Source organism: Pantoea sp. S61 (genome assembly GCF_016625145.1).
Taxonomy (GTDB): domain Bacteria; phylum Pseudomonadota; class Gammaproteobacteria; order Enterobacterales; family Enterobacteriaceae; genus Pantoea; species Pantoea rwandensis_B.
The window spans coordinates 283,867-301,814 of sequence record NZ_JACVUO010000005.1; the positions used below are offsets into that span (position 1 = coordinate 283,867).

Sequence of the window (17,948 nt, forward strand, 5' to 3'; positions counted from 1 at the left end):
AGTATGAGGGGGATGTGCAGTTATGCCTGGCTCAGAAACACTTTTGCGGCGGGGATCACGCCAAACGCTGACGCACCGCTTCGAACAGGCAGACGCCGGTTGCGACAGAGACGTTCAGAGAAGAGACGCTGCCCGCCATTGGAATGCTGATCAGTTCATCGCAGTGTTCACGGGTCAGACGACGCATGCCTTCGCCTTCCGCGCCCATCACCAGCGCCATCGGGCCGGTCATTTTGCTCTGGTACACGGTGTGATCGGCCTCACCTGCGGTGCCCACCACCCAGATGTTGTACTCCTGCAGTAAACGCAGTGTACGCGCCAGGTTGGTGACGCGGATCAGTGGCACGTTCTCAGCTGCGCCGCTGGCGACTTTTTTCGCCGTGGCATTCAGCGGTGCGGCACGATCTTTCGGCACGATGACGGCATGTACGCCCGCAGCGTCGGCGCTACGCAGGCAAGCACCGAGGTTATGCGGATCGGTGACGCCGTCCAGTACCAGCAGGAAAGGTTTATCCAGACTTTGCAGCAGATCAGGCAAATCACCTTCCTGATAATTTTTACCCTGCTTTACGCGTGCCACGATACCCTGGTGCACACCGCCTTCCACCTGGCTGTCGAGCCATTGGCGATTAGCCACCTGAACCACAATTCCCTGAGCTTCCAGTGCGGCAATCAGCGGCTGCAGGCGACGATCGTCACGGCCTTTGAGAATAAAGACTTCCTGGAAACGCTGAGGATCACGTTCCAGCAGCGCCTGCACGGCATGAATACCAAAAATTATTTCACTCATTTGTTTGCTCAAGGTTGGATGTATATATCTGAATATAAGGGTATTAATTTCGATGCACATTAATGCGCACCCTACAAAACGCGCCGATTTAACGTACGCTCGTCGTCACAACACGCTGAACTAACTTAGGGCCGCCATCACTACGCACTTATCTATGATCTGCCCTACGGGCGCCATCACAGCACGCTGGCCTGGCTTAGGGTCGCTATCACTACGCACTTATCCATGATCTGCCCTACGGGCGCTATCACAGCACGCTGGCCTAACTTAGGGTCGCTATCACTACGCACTTATCCATGATCTGCCCTACGGGCGCCATCACAGCACGCTGGCCTGGCTTAGGGGCGCCGTTTAAGGCGGCCCCAGCTTCACAGTGCGATCAGGTCTTCAGGCTTCGCGAGCCAACCCTCAAGCTTCGTTAAGTTTCTTCTTCGACCCGCGCTTGGCCTTGGTGGCGGCGGCGATTTTACGGGTTTTCTCAGAGATTTTTTTGCCTTTTTTCTCATTTTTTGCCGATTTTTCAGCAGACGCAGGCTGCTTCTTCTCGCTGCGGAACGCTGAATCTGGCTCGAAGGTGCCCTTTTTGCCCGCATCACGACGACGTCTTGCGGGCGGCTTGCCGCCGCGCTTCTCACGTTCGCGCTCGGTTTTACCCTCGCCGCGCGGTACGCGCTTGCTGGAGATCAGCGCAAAGTCGATTTTGCGCTCATCCATGTGCACCGCTTCCACACGCACTTCCACCGTATCGCCTAAACGATAAGTACGGCCACCAGATTCGCCAATCAGACGCTGACCAATCGGATCGAAACGATAGTAATCGTTGTCCAGTGAAGAGACGTGCACCAGGCCATCGATAAACAGATCGTTGAGACGCACGAAGAAGCCAAAACCGGTCACGCTGGAGATCACGCCGCTAAACACGTTGCCAACCTGATCCTGCATGAAGTCACATTTCAGCCAGTCCGCGACATCACGCGTGGCTTCATCAGCACGGCGTTCAGTCATCGAGCAGTGCTGACCGAGCTGCAACATCTGCTGCATATCGTAGTGATAACCGCCGTTTGGCGTGGTGTTACCTTTCAGCGTGCCCTGCTCTTTCGCCAGCAGGTATTTGATCGCACGGTGCAGCAGCAGATCAGGGTAACGACGAATCGGTGAGGTGAAGTGCGCATAGGACTGCAACGCCAGGCCAAAGTGACCACGGTTTTCAGGATCGTACACCGCTTGCTTCATTGAGCGCAGCAACATGGTTTGCAGCATTTCTGCATCGGGGCGATCGGCCACTTGCTTGAGCAATTCGGCATAGTCGACAGGCTGCGGTTTCGCGCCACCTGGCAGGCTCAACCCCAGCTCGTTCAATACAGTGCGGAAGCTTTTGATGCTGTCTTCGGTTGGACGATCGTGATCGCGGAACAGTGACGGTTCCTGATGCTTCTCAACATAACGCGCCGAGGCGATGTTGGCGAGAATCATGCACTCTTCGATCAGCTTGTGCGCATCGTTACGCACGGTACGTTCAACGCGATCAATACGGCGCTCCGCATTGAAGATAAATTTGGCTTCTTCAGTTTCGAAGGAGATGCCACCACGCTGCTCACGTGCGGTTTCCAACTCCTGATACATGTGATGCAGCTCTTCAAGGTGTTTCACCTGAGCGGCATACTGCTCACGCAGTTCGGTATCACCCTGCAGAATGTTCCACACTTTGGTGTAAGTCAGACGCGCATGGGAGTTCATCACCGCTTCGTAGTGCTTATAGCCAGTGAGTTTGCCGCTGGAAGAGATGGTCATCTCGCATACCATGCACAGGCGATCAACCTGCGGGTTCAGCGAGCACAGTCCGTTGGAGAGGATCTCCGGCAGCATCGGCACCACTTGCGATGGGAAGTAGACCGAGGTGCCGCGTTGATGCGCTTCGTCATCTAACGCTGTGCCAGGGCGCACGTAATAACTGACGTCAGCAATCGCCACCCATAGACGCCAGCCACCACCGCGCTTTTTCTCACAGTAGACGGCATCGTCAAAGTCACGCGCATCTTCACCATCAATGGTAACGAGCGGTAATTCACGCAGATCGACGCGGCCTTTTTTTGCCGCCTCTGGCACCTGCTCTTTCAGTTTCGAGATCTCTTTCTCAACTTCTTCCGGCCAGGTATGAGGGATCTCGTGGGTGCGCAGCGCCATATCGACCGCCAGACCGGTGCCCATGTTATCGCCGAGAATTTCGGTGACCTTACCGATGGCTTTGGTGCGACGAGTTGAGCGCTGAACGATCTCTACAACCACCACCGAGCCCATGCGCGCGCCCTGGGTTTCTTCCTGCGGGATCAGGATGTCGAAGCTCAGGCGGCTGTCATCCGGCACCACAAAACCGGTGCCGGCATCGGTAAAGTAACGGCCAACAATCTGGCTGTTGCGTGGTTCCAGCACGCGCACCACGCGCGCTTCACGGCGACCTTTACGGTCTGCACTGCCCGGCTGTGCGAGAATCACATCACCGTGCAGGCAAAATTTCATCTGCTCAGCAGACAGATAGAAATCATCTTTCTGGCCTTCGACGCGCAGGAAGCCATAGCCATCACGATGGCCAATCACTTTGCCGCGCAGTAAGTCGAGGCGTTCTGGCAGGGCGTAACATTGACGACGAGTAAACACCAGCTGACCGTCACGCTCCATGGCGCGCAAACGACGGCGCAGCGCTTCAAGCTGCTCTTCGCTGGTGATATTTAATTCCTGGGCAATTTCATCGCGATTGATGGGTTTCTCACGCTTTTCTAACAGCGCCAGAATAAATTCGCGGCTTGGAATGGGGTTGTCGTACTTTTCTGCTTCTCTATCCTGGTAAGGATCTTTTGACATTACGGTTCCTCCGATGTCATTTAATTTGGATTGCCACCGGCGGTTCGGACAATAAAATTTGGTACAGTGAATCGTTATCTTTGACCAGATCGGCCAACGTATAGTTATCCAGCTCTTTGAGGAATAACTGGACCGCATCGTGCAGCGCCTTACGCAGACGACAGGCCGGTGTGATGGCGCACTCCTCACAGTTCACTAGCTGCAAAGGCTCCATTTTTCTCACGACCTGACCAATCACGATTTTTTCCGGGTCCATGCCTAAACGAATTCCGCCGTTTTTACCGCGTGTTGCGGCGACAAAGCCGGCCCGGCTTAGTTGGTTGATGATTTTAACCATATGGTTACGCGACACCCCGTAGGTATCGGTGACTTCGGTAATGTTGGTCTGCTTACCTTCCGGCAACGTCGCCATGTAAATCAGCGCACGCAGACCATAATCGGTGAAACTCGTTAGCTGCACATATACCTCGGTGAATCATCGGGCGTTAGGGTTATGCGCCGGTCGGCGTGGTATTTAAGTATGATGATAAACCAGAGCGTGGAAGCCGGTGCGTTTTTTCTTAAGCAAGTATCGATAATTGCAAGAAAAAAGAGAGTGAGCGGAGTCAAAGAGCGGATAAACAAAGGCCGGACAGTGTCCGGCCATGTAAGATTATGCGTCGAACGGGTCGCGCAGAATCATGGTCTCACTACGGTCCGGGCCAGTTGAAATAATATCAATCGGCACACCGGTCACTTCTTCTACACGCTTGATGTAGTCACGCGCGGCCTGCGGCAGACCTTCCAGCGTTTTCACACCAAAGGTGGTTTCGCTCCAGCCTGGCATGGTTTCGTAGATTGGCACAATACCTTCCCAACCTTCCGCTGCCAGTGGCGTGGTGGTCATCTCGCGGCCATCCGGCATGCGATAAGCCACACAGATTTTCACTTCTTTCAGGCCATCCAGCACGTCCAGTTTGGTCATGCAGAAACCTGACAGGGAGTTGATCTGTACTGCGCGACGCACGGCAACCGCATCCAGCCAGCCGGTACGACGACGGCGACCGGTAGTCGCGCCAAACTCGTGGCCCTGAGCACACAGGAACTCGCCAGTTTCATCAAACAGCTCGGTAGGGAATGGACCCGCACCAACACGCGTTGAGTAAGCTTTAACGATACCCAGCACGTAATCAACATAACGTGGACCAATACCGGAACCCGTCGCCACGCCACCTGCGGTGGTGTTAGACGAGGTCACGTACGGATAAGTACCGTGGTCAATATCCAACAGCGTACCCTGTGCGCCTTCAAACATGATCAGATCGCCACGCTTGCGCGCACCGTCCAACAGGTCAGAAACGTCAACCACCATGCTGGTCAAAATGTCAGCCACAGCCAACGTATCGCTCAGCACTTTTTCGTAGTCAACCGCATCAGTTTTGTAGTAGTTAACCAGCTGGAAGTTATAGAAATCGACGATTTCTTTCAGCTTAACGGCGAAGGTTTCTTTGTTGAAGAGATCACTCACGCGCAGACCGCGACGTGCAACTTTATCTTCATAAGCTGGGCCGATACCACGACCGGTGGTACCGATCGCTTTGGCGCCACGCGCTTTTTCGCGCGCTACGTCCATCGCGACATGATATTGCAGAATCAGTGGACATGCTTCAGAGATCAGCAGACGTTCACGTACCGGCACACCGCGCTCTTCCAGACCTTTCATCTCTTTCATCAGCGCTTCAGGCGACAATACTACACCATTACCAATGATGCTGGTCACGTTATCACGCAGGATGCCAGATGGAATTAGGTGGAGGACGGTTTTTTCACCGTTGATGACAAGTGTATGGCCTGCATTGTGGCCACCCTGGTAACGCACAACGAAATTCGCGCGTTCAGTCAGAAGGTCTACGATCTTACCTTTACCTTCGTCACCCCATTGGGTGCCCAGTACGACGACGTTCTTACCCATTTTTTCAAAATCACCGATTGCTTAAAAATGGATTCTACCATCGGTTTTGCTCACTTTCAGCACTTTTAGCATACGATTGCGCGGTTTTTTGCCCGCGTTTTGATCAATACAACATGTTGGGGGAAACATCGACCGCAAGACACAATTTAGCCGTGTGTTACCGCTCAAATTTAACGCTATGCGCTCGCGTGCACGCTCAGCATGTAATAAATCACCACGCCCGCGACCACTAATCCACCACCAAAACGATGCAGGATGCGATCGGGCAACTGCGCCATCGACAGAATCATGCGGCGCCAGACACGCGGCAGAAACATCGGACCCAGCCCTTCCAACACCAGAACTAATGCCAGCGCCATCCAGATGGTTGTGTTCATTCTATTTTTCCCAAAAAAAAGGCCGACAACATTGTCGGCCTCAAGGTTATATCAGTTCTTAACGCGCGGTGTTAGTCGGTGCCTTCATAAAGCGGAAGAAATCGCTATCCGGGCTCAACACCATCACATCCTGGTTATCAGAGAAGCTATTCTCGTAAGCACGCAGGCTGCGGATAAAGGCATAGAAATCAGGATCCTGACCGAAAGCATCTGCAAACAGTTTTGCTGCCTGCGCATCACCTTCACCACGTGAAATCAATGCCTGACGCTGAGCTTCAGCCAAAGTACGTGTGACCTGGTAATCCGCCTGTGCACGCAGTTTTTCTGCCTCTTCCTGACCTTGTGAACGCTGGCTACGGGCAACCGCTTCACGCTCTGCGCGCATACGGTTGTAGATAGCATCAGACACTTCCGCCGGCAGGTTGATCTGCTTGATGCGCACGTCAACTACCTGGATACCCAATGCAGCCATACTGTTCGGGTTCGGTGCTGGCTCGCTGCTGTTGGTTTCACGCTCAACGCGGGCTGCCGCGCTGGCAATCGCATCATCAGCAGCTGGCGTTTGTACTTCGTCATCACTGCCTGCAGTACCGGTGTTCAACGCATCACGCACGTCGGTGGTCAAACGACCACGTGAATCCGTCACGATGTCTTTCACATCCAGGCGACCCATCTCAGATCGCAGACGGTCACTGAACTTACGTTTCAGCAGCACTTCCGCCTGAGAAACATCACCACCGCCGGTTGCCAGGTAGTAGCGGCTAAAATCACTGATACGCCACTTGATGTAGGAATCAACGATCAGGTCTTTCTTCTCTTTGGTAACAAAGCGATCGGCCTGGTTGTCCATGGTCTGGATACGCGCATCCAGCGACTTCACGGTTTCAATAAACGGGATCTTGAAGTGCAGACCCGGCTCGTAAACCTGCGGCTTGTTCTCGCTATCGCGCAGAACTTTACCGAAGCGCAGCACGATACCGCGCTCACCTTCCTGCACCACGAACAGTGATGCGTACAGCGCCACCAGGACGACAATAATTACGGCAATAATTGGCTTACGCATCGATCACTCCCTCCCTGCGCGCTGGGTATCGTTGCGTAACGCATTGGCGCGACGCTGGTCCATGATGCTGCTCGGACTGTAAGACGAAGAGTCATCATTGCTGGCACTGCTGCCAGACGAAGGCAGCTTCATCAAATTAGTGTTTTTCTGGCCTGCCTGGCTGCCAGAAATCTGACCACCACGCATCAGTTGATCCAGCGGCAGCACCATCAGGCTGTTACCACGGTCGTTAACCAGAACTTTGCGCGTATGGCTCAGCACACGTTCCATGCTTTCGATATACAGACGCTCTTTGGTGATTTGCGGTGCGGCTTTGTATTCCGGCAGCAGTAAAGCAAAGCGTGCCACTTCACCCTGCGCTTCTAACACCGTGCGCTCTTTGTATGCGCGGGCCTCTTCCAGAATACGCTGCGCCTGACCGTTCGCACGCGGCTGCACTTCATTCGAATAAGCTTCTGCTTCACGCACGTACTGCTCACGGTTTTCACGCGCGGCGATGGCATCGTCAAACGAGGCCTTCACTTCTTCCGGTGGACGTGCCGCCTGGAAGTTAACGTCAAGCAGCGTAATCCCCATGTTGTAAGGGCGGATGGTTTCATCCAACTCACGTTGCGTCTCGCTACGCACCACGGTACGACCTTCAGTGAGGATACGGTCCATGGTAGAACGACCAATCACCCCGCGCAGTGCACTGTCGGTGGCCTGACGCAAACTGTCGTCAGCGCTTGTAACCGCGTACAAATACTGCTCAGGATTGGTTACGCGGTACTGCACGTTCATTTCCACGCGCACCACGTTTTCGTCCGAAGTTAGCATTACGCCAGAAGCAGCCAGCTCACGCACCGCTTCAACGTTAACGGCACGCACCTGATCGATAAAGGTTGGCTTCCAGTTCAGGCCCGGCTCAACCAGATGGCTGAACTTACCAAAACGAGTCACAACCCCACGTTCTGCTTCTTTAATGGTGTAGAAACCGCTGGCAGCCCAGATGACCACTGCAGCTACGGCAACGATGCCAACCAGTTTGCCACCGCTACCGCCGCCGCGCTGGCCGTTGTTGTCACTCTGTTTGCCACCGCCCAGTCCGCCGAGTTTTTTACTCAGCTTACGGAAGATATCATCCAGATCAGGAGGCCCCTGATCGCGCCCTCCCTTATTTCCCCCAGAGTTGCCGCCTTGATTATTGCTGCTTCCCCACGGGTCGCGGTCCTGTCCGTTATTTCCGGGCTGATTCCACGCCATGTCTCTACTCCATTTATTGTATTTACGTTTTTTACCCTTCTCTTGCGAATTGCAGCTGCGTTGGCTGTCTTCGCGCACTCCGGTCACTGACTGACGTAAGTGCCCGAAGATTCACTCAGTTGCCGCCATGCTGAAATCCGAAATAGTCGGGTATAACCTGCTAATTTGCGGTTCACAGCAATCATCACTGCATTTTTCAATAAGTTGGGTAAAGGCGTTAGGGCAATATCAAACAATATAACTGGCTAATGACGGCTCCTGTTTGCACAAACGACGCCAGTCAACGATCGGCATTCGCACATGCATACCGACAGAACCATCATCTTCATTCCATTCTTTCTCAATCGCCTGCAGTTGGTAGAAGCGGCTGCGCAAACGGCCCGCTTCTGGCGGCAGACGTAAATCATACTGCGCAATTTCACCGGCTAAGCGTTCAGACAGCGCCTGCCAAAGTAAGGGTAGACCTTCACCGCTCTGAGCAGAAAGCCAGACGCGTGTCGGCTTATTCTCTTCATCACGATCAATACGCGGCACAAAACCGTCCAGCATGTCGATTTTATTCATAATCAACAGCGCGGGAATTTCATCCGATTCGATTTCTGCCAATACTTCATTAACAGCGTCGATGTTGTCGTTGACGCGCAAATCGGCAGCGTCAATCACGTGCAGCAAGAGCGTCGCCTGACGTGTTTCCTGCAGTGTGGCTTTAAAGGCCGCCACTAAATCATGCGGTAAGTGGCGAATAAACCCAACGGTATCCGCTAAAACCACCTCACCCACGTCTGCCACATTCAGGCGACGCAGTGTCGGATCGAGGGTCGCAAACAGCTGATCTGCCGCATACACATTGGCTGACGTCACCGCATTGAACAGGGTAGATTTGCCGGCGTTGGTGTATCCCACCAGCGAAACGGTCGGCACATCGGCTTTGGCGCGTGCTTGTCGGCCCTGTTCGCGCTGCTTCTCTACACGCTCAAGGCGAGAAAGGATGAGACTAATGCGATTACGCAGTAAGCGGCGGTCCGTTTCCAGCTGCGTTTCACCGGGACCACGCAAACCAATACCGCCTTTTTGGCGCTCAAGGTGCGTCCATCCACGCACCAAACGGGTTGCCATGTGGCGCAACTGTGCCAGCTCGACCTGTAATTTACCCTCATGGGTACGGGCGCGCTGAGCAAAAATATCGAGAATTAAGCCAGTGCGGTCGACAACGCGACATTCACACACTCGCTCGAGATTACGTTCCTGGGCAGGCGATAAGGCATGATCGAATAATACGACCGATGCTCCACTCGCTTTCACCGCATCGGCAATTTCAACTGCCTTTCCTTCACCGACAAAATATTTGGGATGTGGCGCTTTACGGCTGCCCGTAATGACTTGCAGCGCTTCGACGCCCGCAGAAGAGACAAGAGTTTCGAACTCCTGCAAATCTTCCAGCTCTTTGTCTTGGGAGAACCAGATGTGTACCAGTACGGCCTGCTCACCGGCATCATAACGGTCAAACAAGCTATAACCTCGCTAAAATAAAATAACCAGGACGGGAAAACGCTTTCGCTCCCCAGCCCTGGCTTTACGGCAGCGCAAAATTATTCTGCGTTATCGCCGTCTTGTTGTGGCTGCGACTGAGCGCCCTGGTTGCTTCCGCTATGGTGGTAATTGCTGCTGCCACCGCTACCGCCCGGGTTGTTGCTATGGTGCGAAACCGGACGAGAAGGAACCACTGTAGAGATGGCGTGCTTGTACACCATCTGGCTAACCGTGTTTTTCAACAGAATGACGAACTGATCAAAGGATTCAATTTGTCCTTGCAGCTTAATACCATTCACCAAATAGATCGAAACCGGTACACGTTCACGACGCAATGCGTTCAAAAACGGGTCTTGTAATGATTGCCCCTTAGCCATTCTATCTTTTCCTTATATGCTTGTTGTTTGTTACTTTAAGAACCGTGGTTCAGAAAAACTGCGTAAAAATTTGCGCACGATAACGGACCAATTGTACACAATCATCCCTGCTACGCACTAACTACCTGAAGCACCGCATTACGGGCTAATTCTGGCTCGTCACTGTCTAACCAGTGGACGTTGGACCAGCCACGTAACCAGGTCATCTGGCGTTTAGCGAGCTGCCGGGTGGCGCAAATTCCCCGATAAACCATTTCGTCGTAATCGATTTCACCAGAGAGATAAGACCACATCTGGCGATAACCTACACAACGAATGGAAGGCATATCCGTATGCAAATCACCTCGTGCAAACAGTTCACGAGCCTCCGCTTCAAATCCTGACGCTAGCATCTGGTCGTAACGCAACGCAATGCGTTGATGTATCAGTTCACGATTCGCCGGAGCGATAGCAAACTGGTACACGTCGTAGGGTAACGCTTCGCCGGATGTTTTTGTCAGTTCCGTTAAAGTTTTACCCGAAATAAAAAAAACTTCCAGTGCTCGCGAAAGTCTCTGCGGATCATTCGGATGAATACGACTACCGGCGACCGGATCGATTTCACACAGCTGGCGGTGCAGGGCATCCCACCCTTTCTCCGCCGCCATTTGCTCTATCCGCTGACGCACCTCGGGATCGGCCGAGGGCAGCGGCGACAATCCTTCAAGTAACGCCTTGAAGTAGAGCATGGTTCCACCAACAAGCAACGGAATCTTACCCTTTTGAGTAATCTCCGCCATTTCTGCCAGCGCATCGCGACGAAACTCAGCAGCGGAATACGCTTCCGCTGGATCGCGAATGTCCAGCAAACGATGGGGCGCCTGTGCTAACTCCTCTGCCGACGGTTTCGCCGTGCCAATATCCATCCCGCGATAGATTAAGGCAGAGTCAACGCTGATAAGTTCCACCGGAAGTTGCTGACGCAGCGAAATCGCTAATGCCGTCTTACCGGAGGCGGTAGGCCCCATCAAAAAAATTGCCTTAGGCCGGCTAGCCTGGTTTAGTTCACTCATGCTTCAACGCGTTCATCGCGCTCTCAATCTCAATGGTCTGTAACAGACCTGAAGGCGGCGATTTAAGCAAGTGCGGGCAAAGTCGTTCGAGCTCTGCCAACAGTGCAATCGCCTGCGAGTGATTCCAGTGAGCGTTTTCTGCATCATCACGACGTGCCAGCCATTGGGCCAGCGCCGATGCAGAAACCTCTTGCTGCCGGGCGAGATAGCCTAACAGTTCTGGAATCAAGATTTGTAAATTTTGTGTGCGTAACGGTAAAGGGACAGCGCGCAAGGTGACGTGCTGACCTTCTCGTTGTAAATCAATGCCCATCAGCCGTAACAGTCCGCCCTGAGTATCGATCACATTCAACTCTTCTTTGGCAATTTTCAGCCGCACCGGAATAAGTAAAGGTTGGGGTTTTAAGCCCTCTTCTCCCGGTTGTAACTGGGCCTGTTTCAGCCAGCGTGAGGCCACACTGAGTGACAACAACTGTAATTGTGGGCCACGTTCTAACAGCGCATATTGCTCATGCATCACACTCAGCACGCGACCAAAACTTTGTGCATGTGCGGCCAACGGCGCTTCCCGTGCTTCAGGTTGACGCACAGGTGCCGGTTGCGGCGCGGCGGCGCGAGGCGTGTCGGCCGCAGGCGTTTTCATGAGCTGCTGATAAGCAGCACCTTCACGTGCGCGATAGACCGGCTCTTTATTCTGCCAACCCGCGTGTGTTCCCGCCGCAGCCGCACCGCTGCTGATGGAGCTGGTGCTACTGCGTGGTGTGCTCGCCGGTTGCGCAAAATGATTCGTCCCCGCAGCCTGTCGGTTCTCTGGTTGCCACTTCGGCGCGGGCTCTTCCGCATGCGCGATTGGCAACTCTGCGACACGGCTCGCCTGCAAAGCGCTCATCACGCCTTGCCAGATGAAATCATGCACCAGTCGTGACTGATGAAAACGCACTTCGTGCTTGGCGGGATGAACGTTGACATCCACCTGATGGGGATCGATCTCCAGATAGAGCACATAAGCGGGCTGTTGATCTTCCCCCAACTGCGTCTGATACGCCTGCCGAATCGCATGGTTGATCAGCTTGTCACGCATCATGCGTCCATTGACGTAGCAATATTGCAGGTCTGTGACCTGACGTGACCCGGCGGGATCGGCCACCCATCCACGTAACGCCAGATCGTCATGTTGCCAGTCAATGCGCAGAGCATGCTGCATAAAGGGGGTGCCACAGATGGCGCCAAGACGGCGTTCACGCTGCGCTTCCTGATCCACCGCGCGATACTGGCGAATCATCTTACCGTTGTGGGTCAGCGAAATTGCCACGTCAAAGCGCGCCAACGCGATACGGCGAATCACTTCATCAATATGGGTAAATTCGGTCTTCTCAGTGCGCATGAACTTGCGCCGCGCCGGGGTGTTGTAAAATAGATCGAGCACTTCCAGCGACGTCCCGACAGGATGTGCTGCGGGTTTCACCGTGACATCCATATCACGTCCTTCCGCATAGGCTTGCCAGGCTTCGTGTTGATCCGCGGTGCGAGAAGTTAGCGTGAGGCGTGAAACCGAACTGATACTGGCGAGGGCTTCGCCGCGAAAACCGAGGCTCATAATCGCCTCAAGATCATCCAGCGAAGCAATTTTACTGGTGGCATGGCGAGCCAATGCCATGGCCAGTTCGGCTTTGGCGATGCCACAACCGTTGTCGCGGATGCGAATCAATTTCGCGCCGCCTTTTTCGATATCAACGTCGATGCGCGTTGCTCCGGCATCAAGACTGTTTTCCACCAGCTCTTTTACGACCGATGCCGGGCGCTCAACCACTTCGCCGGCGGCAATCTGGTTCGCCAGCTGCGGGGGTAAAATCTGTATTGGCATGGTGGTGATCCTTTAAGCAGACTGGCGCCGCAGCGCCAGCAATCAGGATTGTGGAATCTTTAAGTTTTGCCCCAGCATCACGTTGCTCGACTTCATATTATTCGCCTGCATGATGGCTTTGGGGCTGACACCATAATGAGCGGCAATCCCAGTGAGTGAGTCACCGCGTACCACTTTGTGTCGGGTAGGACGACTCGCAGCGGTCACGCTAACGCCCGATTTTGCCGGGACTTTCAAACGTTGCCCGACCCACACCACATCGCGCTTCAGGCTATTGAGGTCACGCAGGGTTGCCATGCTGACACCGTATTTGGCGGCAATACCTGACAACGTCTCACCCCGCGTCACCGTATGGCGCTGCGTCGCGCCAGTGTATTGCACGGTTCCGGTTGCCGGGTTGCTGGCCACGCTAACCGCTGGTGCGCTGTCCAGCGGCCGGTTTTCCTCCTTTGGGATGGATTGCAGCGGATGCGCGAGGAAATAGTTGCGCAGTCCTTTATAGATCGACTGAGCAATTTTTTCCTGATACGCGCTGCTGCCAAGCAGCCGCTCCTCCGCCGCGTTACTGATAAAGCCAGTCTCAACCAGTAAAGAAGGGATATCCGGGGAACGCAACACGCCTAAGCTGGCATGTTCCGGTAAACGTTTGTGCAACGGCGTCACTCCGCGCAGTTGCTGCAGCACTTTCACCGCAACATCATAGCCAACGCGCTGTGAATGGCCGAATTGCAGATCCAGTACCGCCTGGCTTAAGTAAGGATCAGCCTGGCTGTTTGCCAGTAAATCACCGGCACCGCCCAGCAATTCGGACTGCTTCTCTTTCTGTTCCAGCCAGTTCGCCATTTCGTTATTGGCGCGACGGTTTGACAACACCCAAACGGATGCGCCGGTCGCCGAATGGTTGGGCGCGGCATCGGCGTGAATCGATACCAGTAAGTTGGCATTCTCTTTTCGCGCCACCTCGGAACGACCCATCACCGAGATAAAGTAATCGCCGTTTCGCGTCAGCACAGGTTTAAACATCGGGTCCTGATCCATCAGCGCTTTCAGTTTGCGCGCAATGGCAATGGTGACGTTCTTCTCGTGCAGGCCATGCTGACCCGATGCGCCAGGGTCCTGACCACCGTGGCCGGCGTCAATCGCCACAATCACCGTGTCATTGCGTGAAACGGCGCCACCCGGACGTACCGTGGTGTTGCTGCTGGTGACGGTGGTCACAGGATTGGCATTAAACGGATTCGCGGCACTTTCGCTTTGGCGGGCGGTGGTCACCGGTGCGGCAGCAGTGCTGCGTTTTGCCGGTTGCGTACCGCGAATGGTAAACACCACGCGATACTGATTGCCGTCACGTTGGGTGCTGGCACGCGTGTGTGCCGCCTGGGTCAGTTCGAACACCAAACGAATACTCTGTTTGTCTTTCGGCTGGCTATTACGAATACGTTGAACGATATTTTCGCCGCTAAAGTTCAGCGGTAAGCCCTTAATCGCGCCGCTTTGCCGAATATCCAGCACCACACGATTGGGATTATGCAGCGGGAAGAAACCATACACGGGTTGACCATTAAAACTCAGCGTGACGGTTGCCTGGCTGTCGCCGTTATCGACTTTGATATCTGACAAGGTGGCAGATAACGCAGAAGCAGAAACGATACAGAGCGCAGCCAGCACAATCCCTTTCATCCATGCGGTCATGCCGATTCCCTGCCTTGCTGGAACTGAGCCAGCAACGTTTCACCCACCGCAGATACCGCGCGGATCTCCGCTTCTCGCGCCGCGTCCACGTAGCGCAGCGTCAATGCCAGATCGGGTTCGGGCAATACGCCGGCGCCCTGCTGCGGCCATTCGACCAGACACAATGCATCCCCGCTGAAGTAATCGCGGATACCCATAAACTCCAGCTCTTCAGGATCGGCCAGGCGATAAAGATCGAAGTGATACAGGGTGCGTGAGCCGAGTTCGTACGGCTCCACCAGCGTATAAGTTGGGCTTTTGACATTACCCTGATGGCCAAGCGCCTGCAAAAAGCCGCGGCTAAACGTGGTTTTACCGGCGCCGAGATCGCCATAAAGATAGATCACCAACGCGCTGCTGCAAACGCGGGCCAATTGCGCACCCAGATTTAGGGTTGCCGCCTCATCGGGCAAAGGGATAACACAGGTCTTCATGCTTTATTGTTGGATCATCTCTGGATTAACAAACTGCCACAGCAGTTCGAACAAATCAGTGGCTAACATGCCGCGCGTACCGCGCTGCCGGGCAACCGCATCTGCCGCTGCACCGTGTGCGACACAGCCCGCGCAGGCTGCCTCAAGTAAAGTCAGTTTCTGGCCCAGCATGGCCGCAATGATACCGCTCAGTACATCGCCCATGCCGCCGGATGCCATCCCCGCATTGCCTACATCCGCAATCGCGATGTCACCTGCCGCGCTGGCCACGATCGTGCCTGCGCCTTTCAGCACCACCACCCCGCCATAGCGTTTTGCCAGCGTTTGTGCCGCCTGTAAGCGATCGCGTTCGACCTCACGGGTCTTAACGCCTAACAGTCGTGCGGCCTCGCCAGGATGCGGAGTGATGATGCGATTCTGACGGTAATCCGGCTTGATTGCCAGCAGGTTAAGCGCATCAGCATCCCAAAGCATCGGCTTTTCACTGGCCGCGACTTTTTTCAGTGCCTTCTGAGCCCAATCGCGTTGTCCCAGTCCGGGTCCGATAGCGATCACGTCAGCCCATTGCAGGGCTTGCTCCAGCGTTTCTTCACCCAACGCATCGACCATGAGCTCCGGCCGTGCCGTCAGAATCGGGCCGATATTATCTTCATGCGTGAGCACGCGCACAAGCCCAGCACCACTGCGCAGCGCTGCTTCTGCCGTCATTCGGATTGCCCCGGCGGTGCCAGTATCCCCTCCCACCACCACTAAACGTCCATGGTCGCCTTTGTGCGAAGTGGCTTTTCGTGGTTTCAGCCAGTGCGCCAGATCAGCCGCATCGTAGCGTTGAATGGGGGCCGTCTCGCCTGCAAGGAAGGTGTTCAGCCCTAGTGCATCACAATGCAACCGGCCCACGTGATCGCGAGCTTTACCGGTCAACAATCCCGGTTTCAGCACAATCATACTCAGGGTGACATCCGCGTTGATGGCGTTGCCAGGCGCGGTGCCAGTGGCGGCATCCAATCCCGAGGGAATATCTATCGCGAAGATGGGTGCGGCATGTGCATTGGCCAGATCAATCAATTCAGCGTAAGGTGCGGCTGGCGCACGATTGATGCCAGTACCGAGCAATGCATCGACGATCACATCAATGTTTTGCGGCCATGGCGCATCCGGGGCATGTATCACCCCTCCCGCCGCCAGCCAGGCTTCTTGCGCCTGCTGTGCTTCTTCCGGCAAGGGTTTATTGCCGCTACACGCCAGCAATGTGACGCGCAATCCCGCCGCCTGCGCCAGCCGCGCCATCACATAGCCATCGCCCCCGTTATTACCCTGTCCGCAGAGAATCAGCCAGTGCTGCGCCTGCGGCCACTGTGCCCGCACTCGCTCATAGCTCGCCTGCCCGGCGCGCAGCATTAATTCGTACAAGGTTAAACCCAGGCTATCCGCCGCATCGCGCTCCAGTTGCCCTATCGCCTGCGCAGGCCAGACAGAGTGTGGTAAACTGCGCGGGTTTGCTTCAATTGCCTGGTTTCTCATGTCATACCCTCTCGATCTTCAACAGCTTGCCCACCAAATTAAACTGTGGGGGCGCGAACTTGGCTTTCAGCAGGTTGGTATTTGCGATACCAATCTCAGCGCTGAAGAGCCCAAATTACAGGATTGGCTGGAGAAGCAGTATCACGGAGAAATGGACTGGATGGCGCGTCACGGTATGATGCGTGCCCGCCCACACGAACTCCTGCCCGGCACACTGCGCGTGATCAGCGTGCGCATGAACTATCTTCCCGCGAAAGCAGCGTTTGCCAGTACCTTAAAAAATCCCCAGTTGGGTTATGTCAGCCGCTATGCGCTGGGCCGCGATTATCACAAAGTATTGCGCAATCGACTGAAAAAGCTTGGAGAGATGATCCAGGCGCATTGTGGCGAACTCAATTTCCGCCCGTTTGTCGATTCCGCACCGATTCTCGAGCGCCCGATTGCCGCCAAAGCAGGCCTGGGCTGGACCGGTAAACACTCGCTCATTCTCAATCGTGAAGCCGGTTCCTGGTTCTTTCTCGGCGAGTTGCTGATTGATTTGCCGTTGCCCGTCGATCAGCCACAGGAAGAACAGTGCGGTCGCTGCGTCGCCTGCATCACTATTTGCCCTACTTCCGCCATCGTTGAGCCTTATGTGGTTGACGCGCGGCGCTGTATTTCCTATCTCACCATCGAACTCGAAGGCGCGATACCGGAAGAGTTCCGCCCGCTGATTGGTAACCGCATCTACGGATGTGACGATTGCCAGCTTATCTGTCCGTGGAATCGTTACGGTCAGTTAACCGATGAAGATGATTTCTCACCGCGTGCGGTGCTGCACGCGCCACCGTTGGTGGATCTTTTTCAGTGGGACGAAGCGAAATTCTTGCGTGTCACGGAAGGCTCGGCGATTCGTCGCATCGGCCACTTGCGCTGGCTGAGGAACATCGCGGTGGCATTGGGCAATGCGCCCTGGGCAGAGGAAAATCTGGCGGCGTTGCAAATGCGTAGCGGTGAACACGCCATGCTGGATGAGCATATTGACTGGGCCATCGCGCAGCAGTTACAGAAACGTGCAGCACAGGGGGTAGAGGTTCAGCCCGCTAAGAAACAGCGCTTAGTGCGCGCCGTCGAGAAAGGCCTGGCCCGTGATGCGTGAATGACCAATCGCGCAGGAT

General features: G+C 54.8%; 15 protein-coding genes. 1 reads left to right on the forward strand and 14 read right to left on the reverse strand.

Going from position 1 to position 17,948, the window contains the following annotated elements; all coding sequences use genetic code 11:
* Positions 1 to 55 precede the first annotated feature (55 nt).
* The 14 genes from rlmB to nnr all read right to left on the reverse strand — a co-directional run bounded on the left by rlmB (position 56) and on the right by nnr (position 16,791).
* The gene (gene rlmB, locus IAE30_RS13290; protein WP_038644417.1) at positions 56 to 790 is read right to left on the reverse strand and encodes a 23S rRNA (guanosine(2251)-2'-O)-methyltransferase RlmB; all 735 of its coding nucleotides are present in this window, start codon (positions 788 to 790) and stop codon (positions 56 to 58) included.
* A 408-nt stretch (positions 791 to 1,198) separates the two neighbouring features.
* Complete coding sequence (gene rnr / locus IAE30_RS13295; protein WP_200679945.1) at positions 1,199 to 3,649, reverse strand: ribonuclease R; 2,451 nt, start codon at positions 3,647 to 3,649, stop codon at positions 1,199 to 1,201.
* 16 nt (positions 3,650 to 3,665) lie between these two features.
* Positions 3,666 to 4,109 (reverse strand): nitric oxide-sensing transcriptional repressor NsrR, encoded by a 444-nt coding sequence (nsrR, locus tag IAE30_RS13300; RefSeq protein WP_034829346.1) that lies wholly within the window; start codon positions 4,107 to 4,109, stop codon positions 3,666 to 3,668.
* A gap of 192 nt (positions 4,110 to 4,301) precedes the next feature.
* Positions 4,302 to 5,600: an adenylosuccinate synthase gene (locus IAE30_RS13305; RefSeq protein WP_200679947.1), complete on the reverse strand. Its 1,299-nt coding sequence runs from the start codon at positions 5,598 to 5,600 to the stop codon at positions 4,302 to 4,304.
* 176 nt (positions 5,601 to 5,776) lie between these two features.
* A complete protein-coding gene (locus IAE30_RS13310) occupies positions 5,777 to 5,977 on the reverse strand; it encodes a DUF2065 family protein (protein WP_038644411.1) in 201 nt (66 codons plus the stop codon).
* A gap of 58 nt (positions 5,978 to 6,035) precedes the next feature.
* Complete coding sequence (hflC, locus tag IAE30_RS13315) at positions 6,036 to 7,040, reverse strand: protease modulator HflC (RefSeq protein WP_034829352.1); 1,005 nt, start codon at positions 7,038 to 7,040, stop codon at positions 6,036 to 6,038.
* Positions 7,041 to 7,043: 3 nt separating this feature from the next.
* Positions 7,044 to 8,282, reverse strand: a complete 1,239-nt coding sequence (hflK, locus tag IAE30_RS13320) for an FtsH protease activity modulator HflK (protein ID WP_034829354.1) — start codon at positions 8,280 to 8,282, stop codon at positions 7,044 to 7,046.
* Between the two features lie 228 nt (positions 8,283 to 8,510).
* On the reverse strand, positions 8,511 to 9,791 hold the full coding sequence (gene hflX, locus IAE30_RS13325) for a ribosome rescue GTPase HflX (protein ID WP_038644406.1): 1,281 nt from the start codon (positions 9,789 to 9,791) through the stop codon (positions 8,511 to 8,513).
* A gap of 80 nt (positions 9,792 to 9,871) precedes the next feature.
* On the reverse strand, positions 9,872 to 10,189 hold the full coding sequence (hfq, locus tag IAE30_RS13330) for an RNA chaperone Hfq (protein WP_034829366.1): 318 nt from the start codon (positions 10,187 to 10,189) through the stop codon (positions 9,872 to 9,874).
* A gap of 110 nt (positions 10,190 to 10,299) precedes the next feature.
* Complete coding sequence (miaA, locus tag IAE30_RS13335) at positions 10,300 to 11,241, reverse strand: tRNA (adenosine(37)-N6)-dimethylallyltransferase MiaA (RefSeq protein WP_038644402.1); 942 nt, start codon at positions 11,239 to 11,241, stop codon at positions 10,300 to 10,302.
* Positions 11,234 to 13,105, reverse strand: coding sequence for a DNA mismatch repair endonuclease MutL (mutL, locus tag IAE30_RS13340; protein WP_200679950.1), 1,872 nt, complete (start codon positions 13,103 to 13,105; stop codon positions 11,234 to 11,236). The genes miaA and mutL overlap by 8 nt, the downstream gene beginning before the upstream one ends.
* 42 nt (positions 13,106 to 13,147) lie before the next feature.
* Positions 13,148 to 14,785: an N-acetylmuramoyl-L-alanine amidase AmiB gene (gene amiB, locus IAE30_RS13345; RefSeq protein ID WP_369800323.1), complete on the reverse strand. Its 1,638-nt coding sequence runs from the start codon at positions 14,783 to 14,785 to the stop codon at positions 13,148 to 13,150.
* Between the two features lie 8 nt (positions 14,786 to 14,793).
* A complete protein-coding gene (gene tsaE, locus IAE30_RS13350) occupies positions 14,794 to 15,270 on the reverse strand; it encodes a tRNA (adenosine(37)-N6)-threonylcarbamoyltransferase complex ATPase subunit type 1 TsaE (protein ID WP_038644396.1) in 477 nt (158 codons plus the stop codon).
* 3 nt (positions 15,271 to 15,273) lie between these two features.
* The gene (gene nnr, locus IAE30_RS13355) at positions 15,274 to 16,791 is read right to left on the reverse strand and encodes a bifunctional ADP-dependent NAD(P)H-hydrate dehydratase/NAD(P)H-hydrate epimerase (RefSeq protein WP_200679952.1); all 1,518 of its coding nucleotides are present in this window, start codon (positions 16,789 to 16,791) and stop codon (positions 15,274 to 15,276) included.
* Here nnr and queG point away from each other — a divergent pair.
* Entirely contained in the window at positions 16,790 to 17,929 is a 1,140-nt protein-coding gene (gene queG, locus IAE30_RS13360) for a tRNA epoxyqueuosine(34) reductase QueG (RefSeq protein WP_038644394.1), read from the forward strand. The genes nnr and queG overlap by 2 nt on opposite strands.
* Positions 17,930 to 17,948 lie beyond the last annotated feature (19 nt).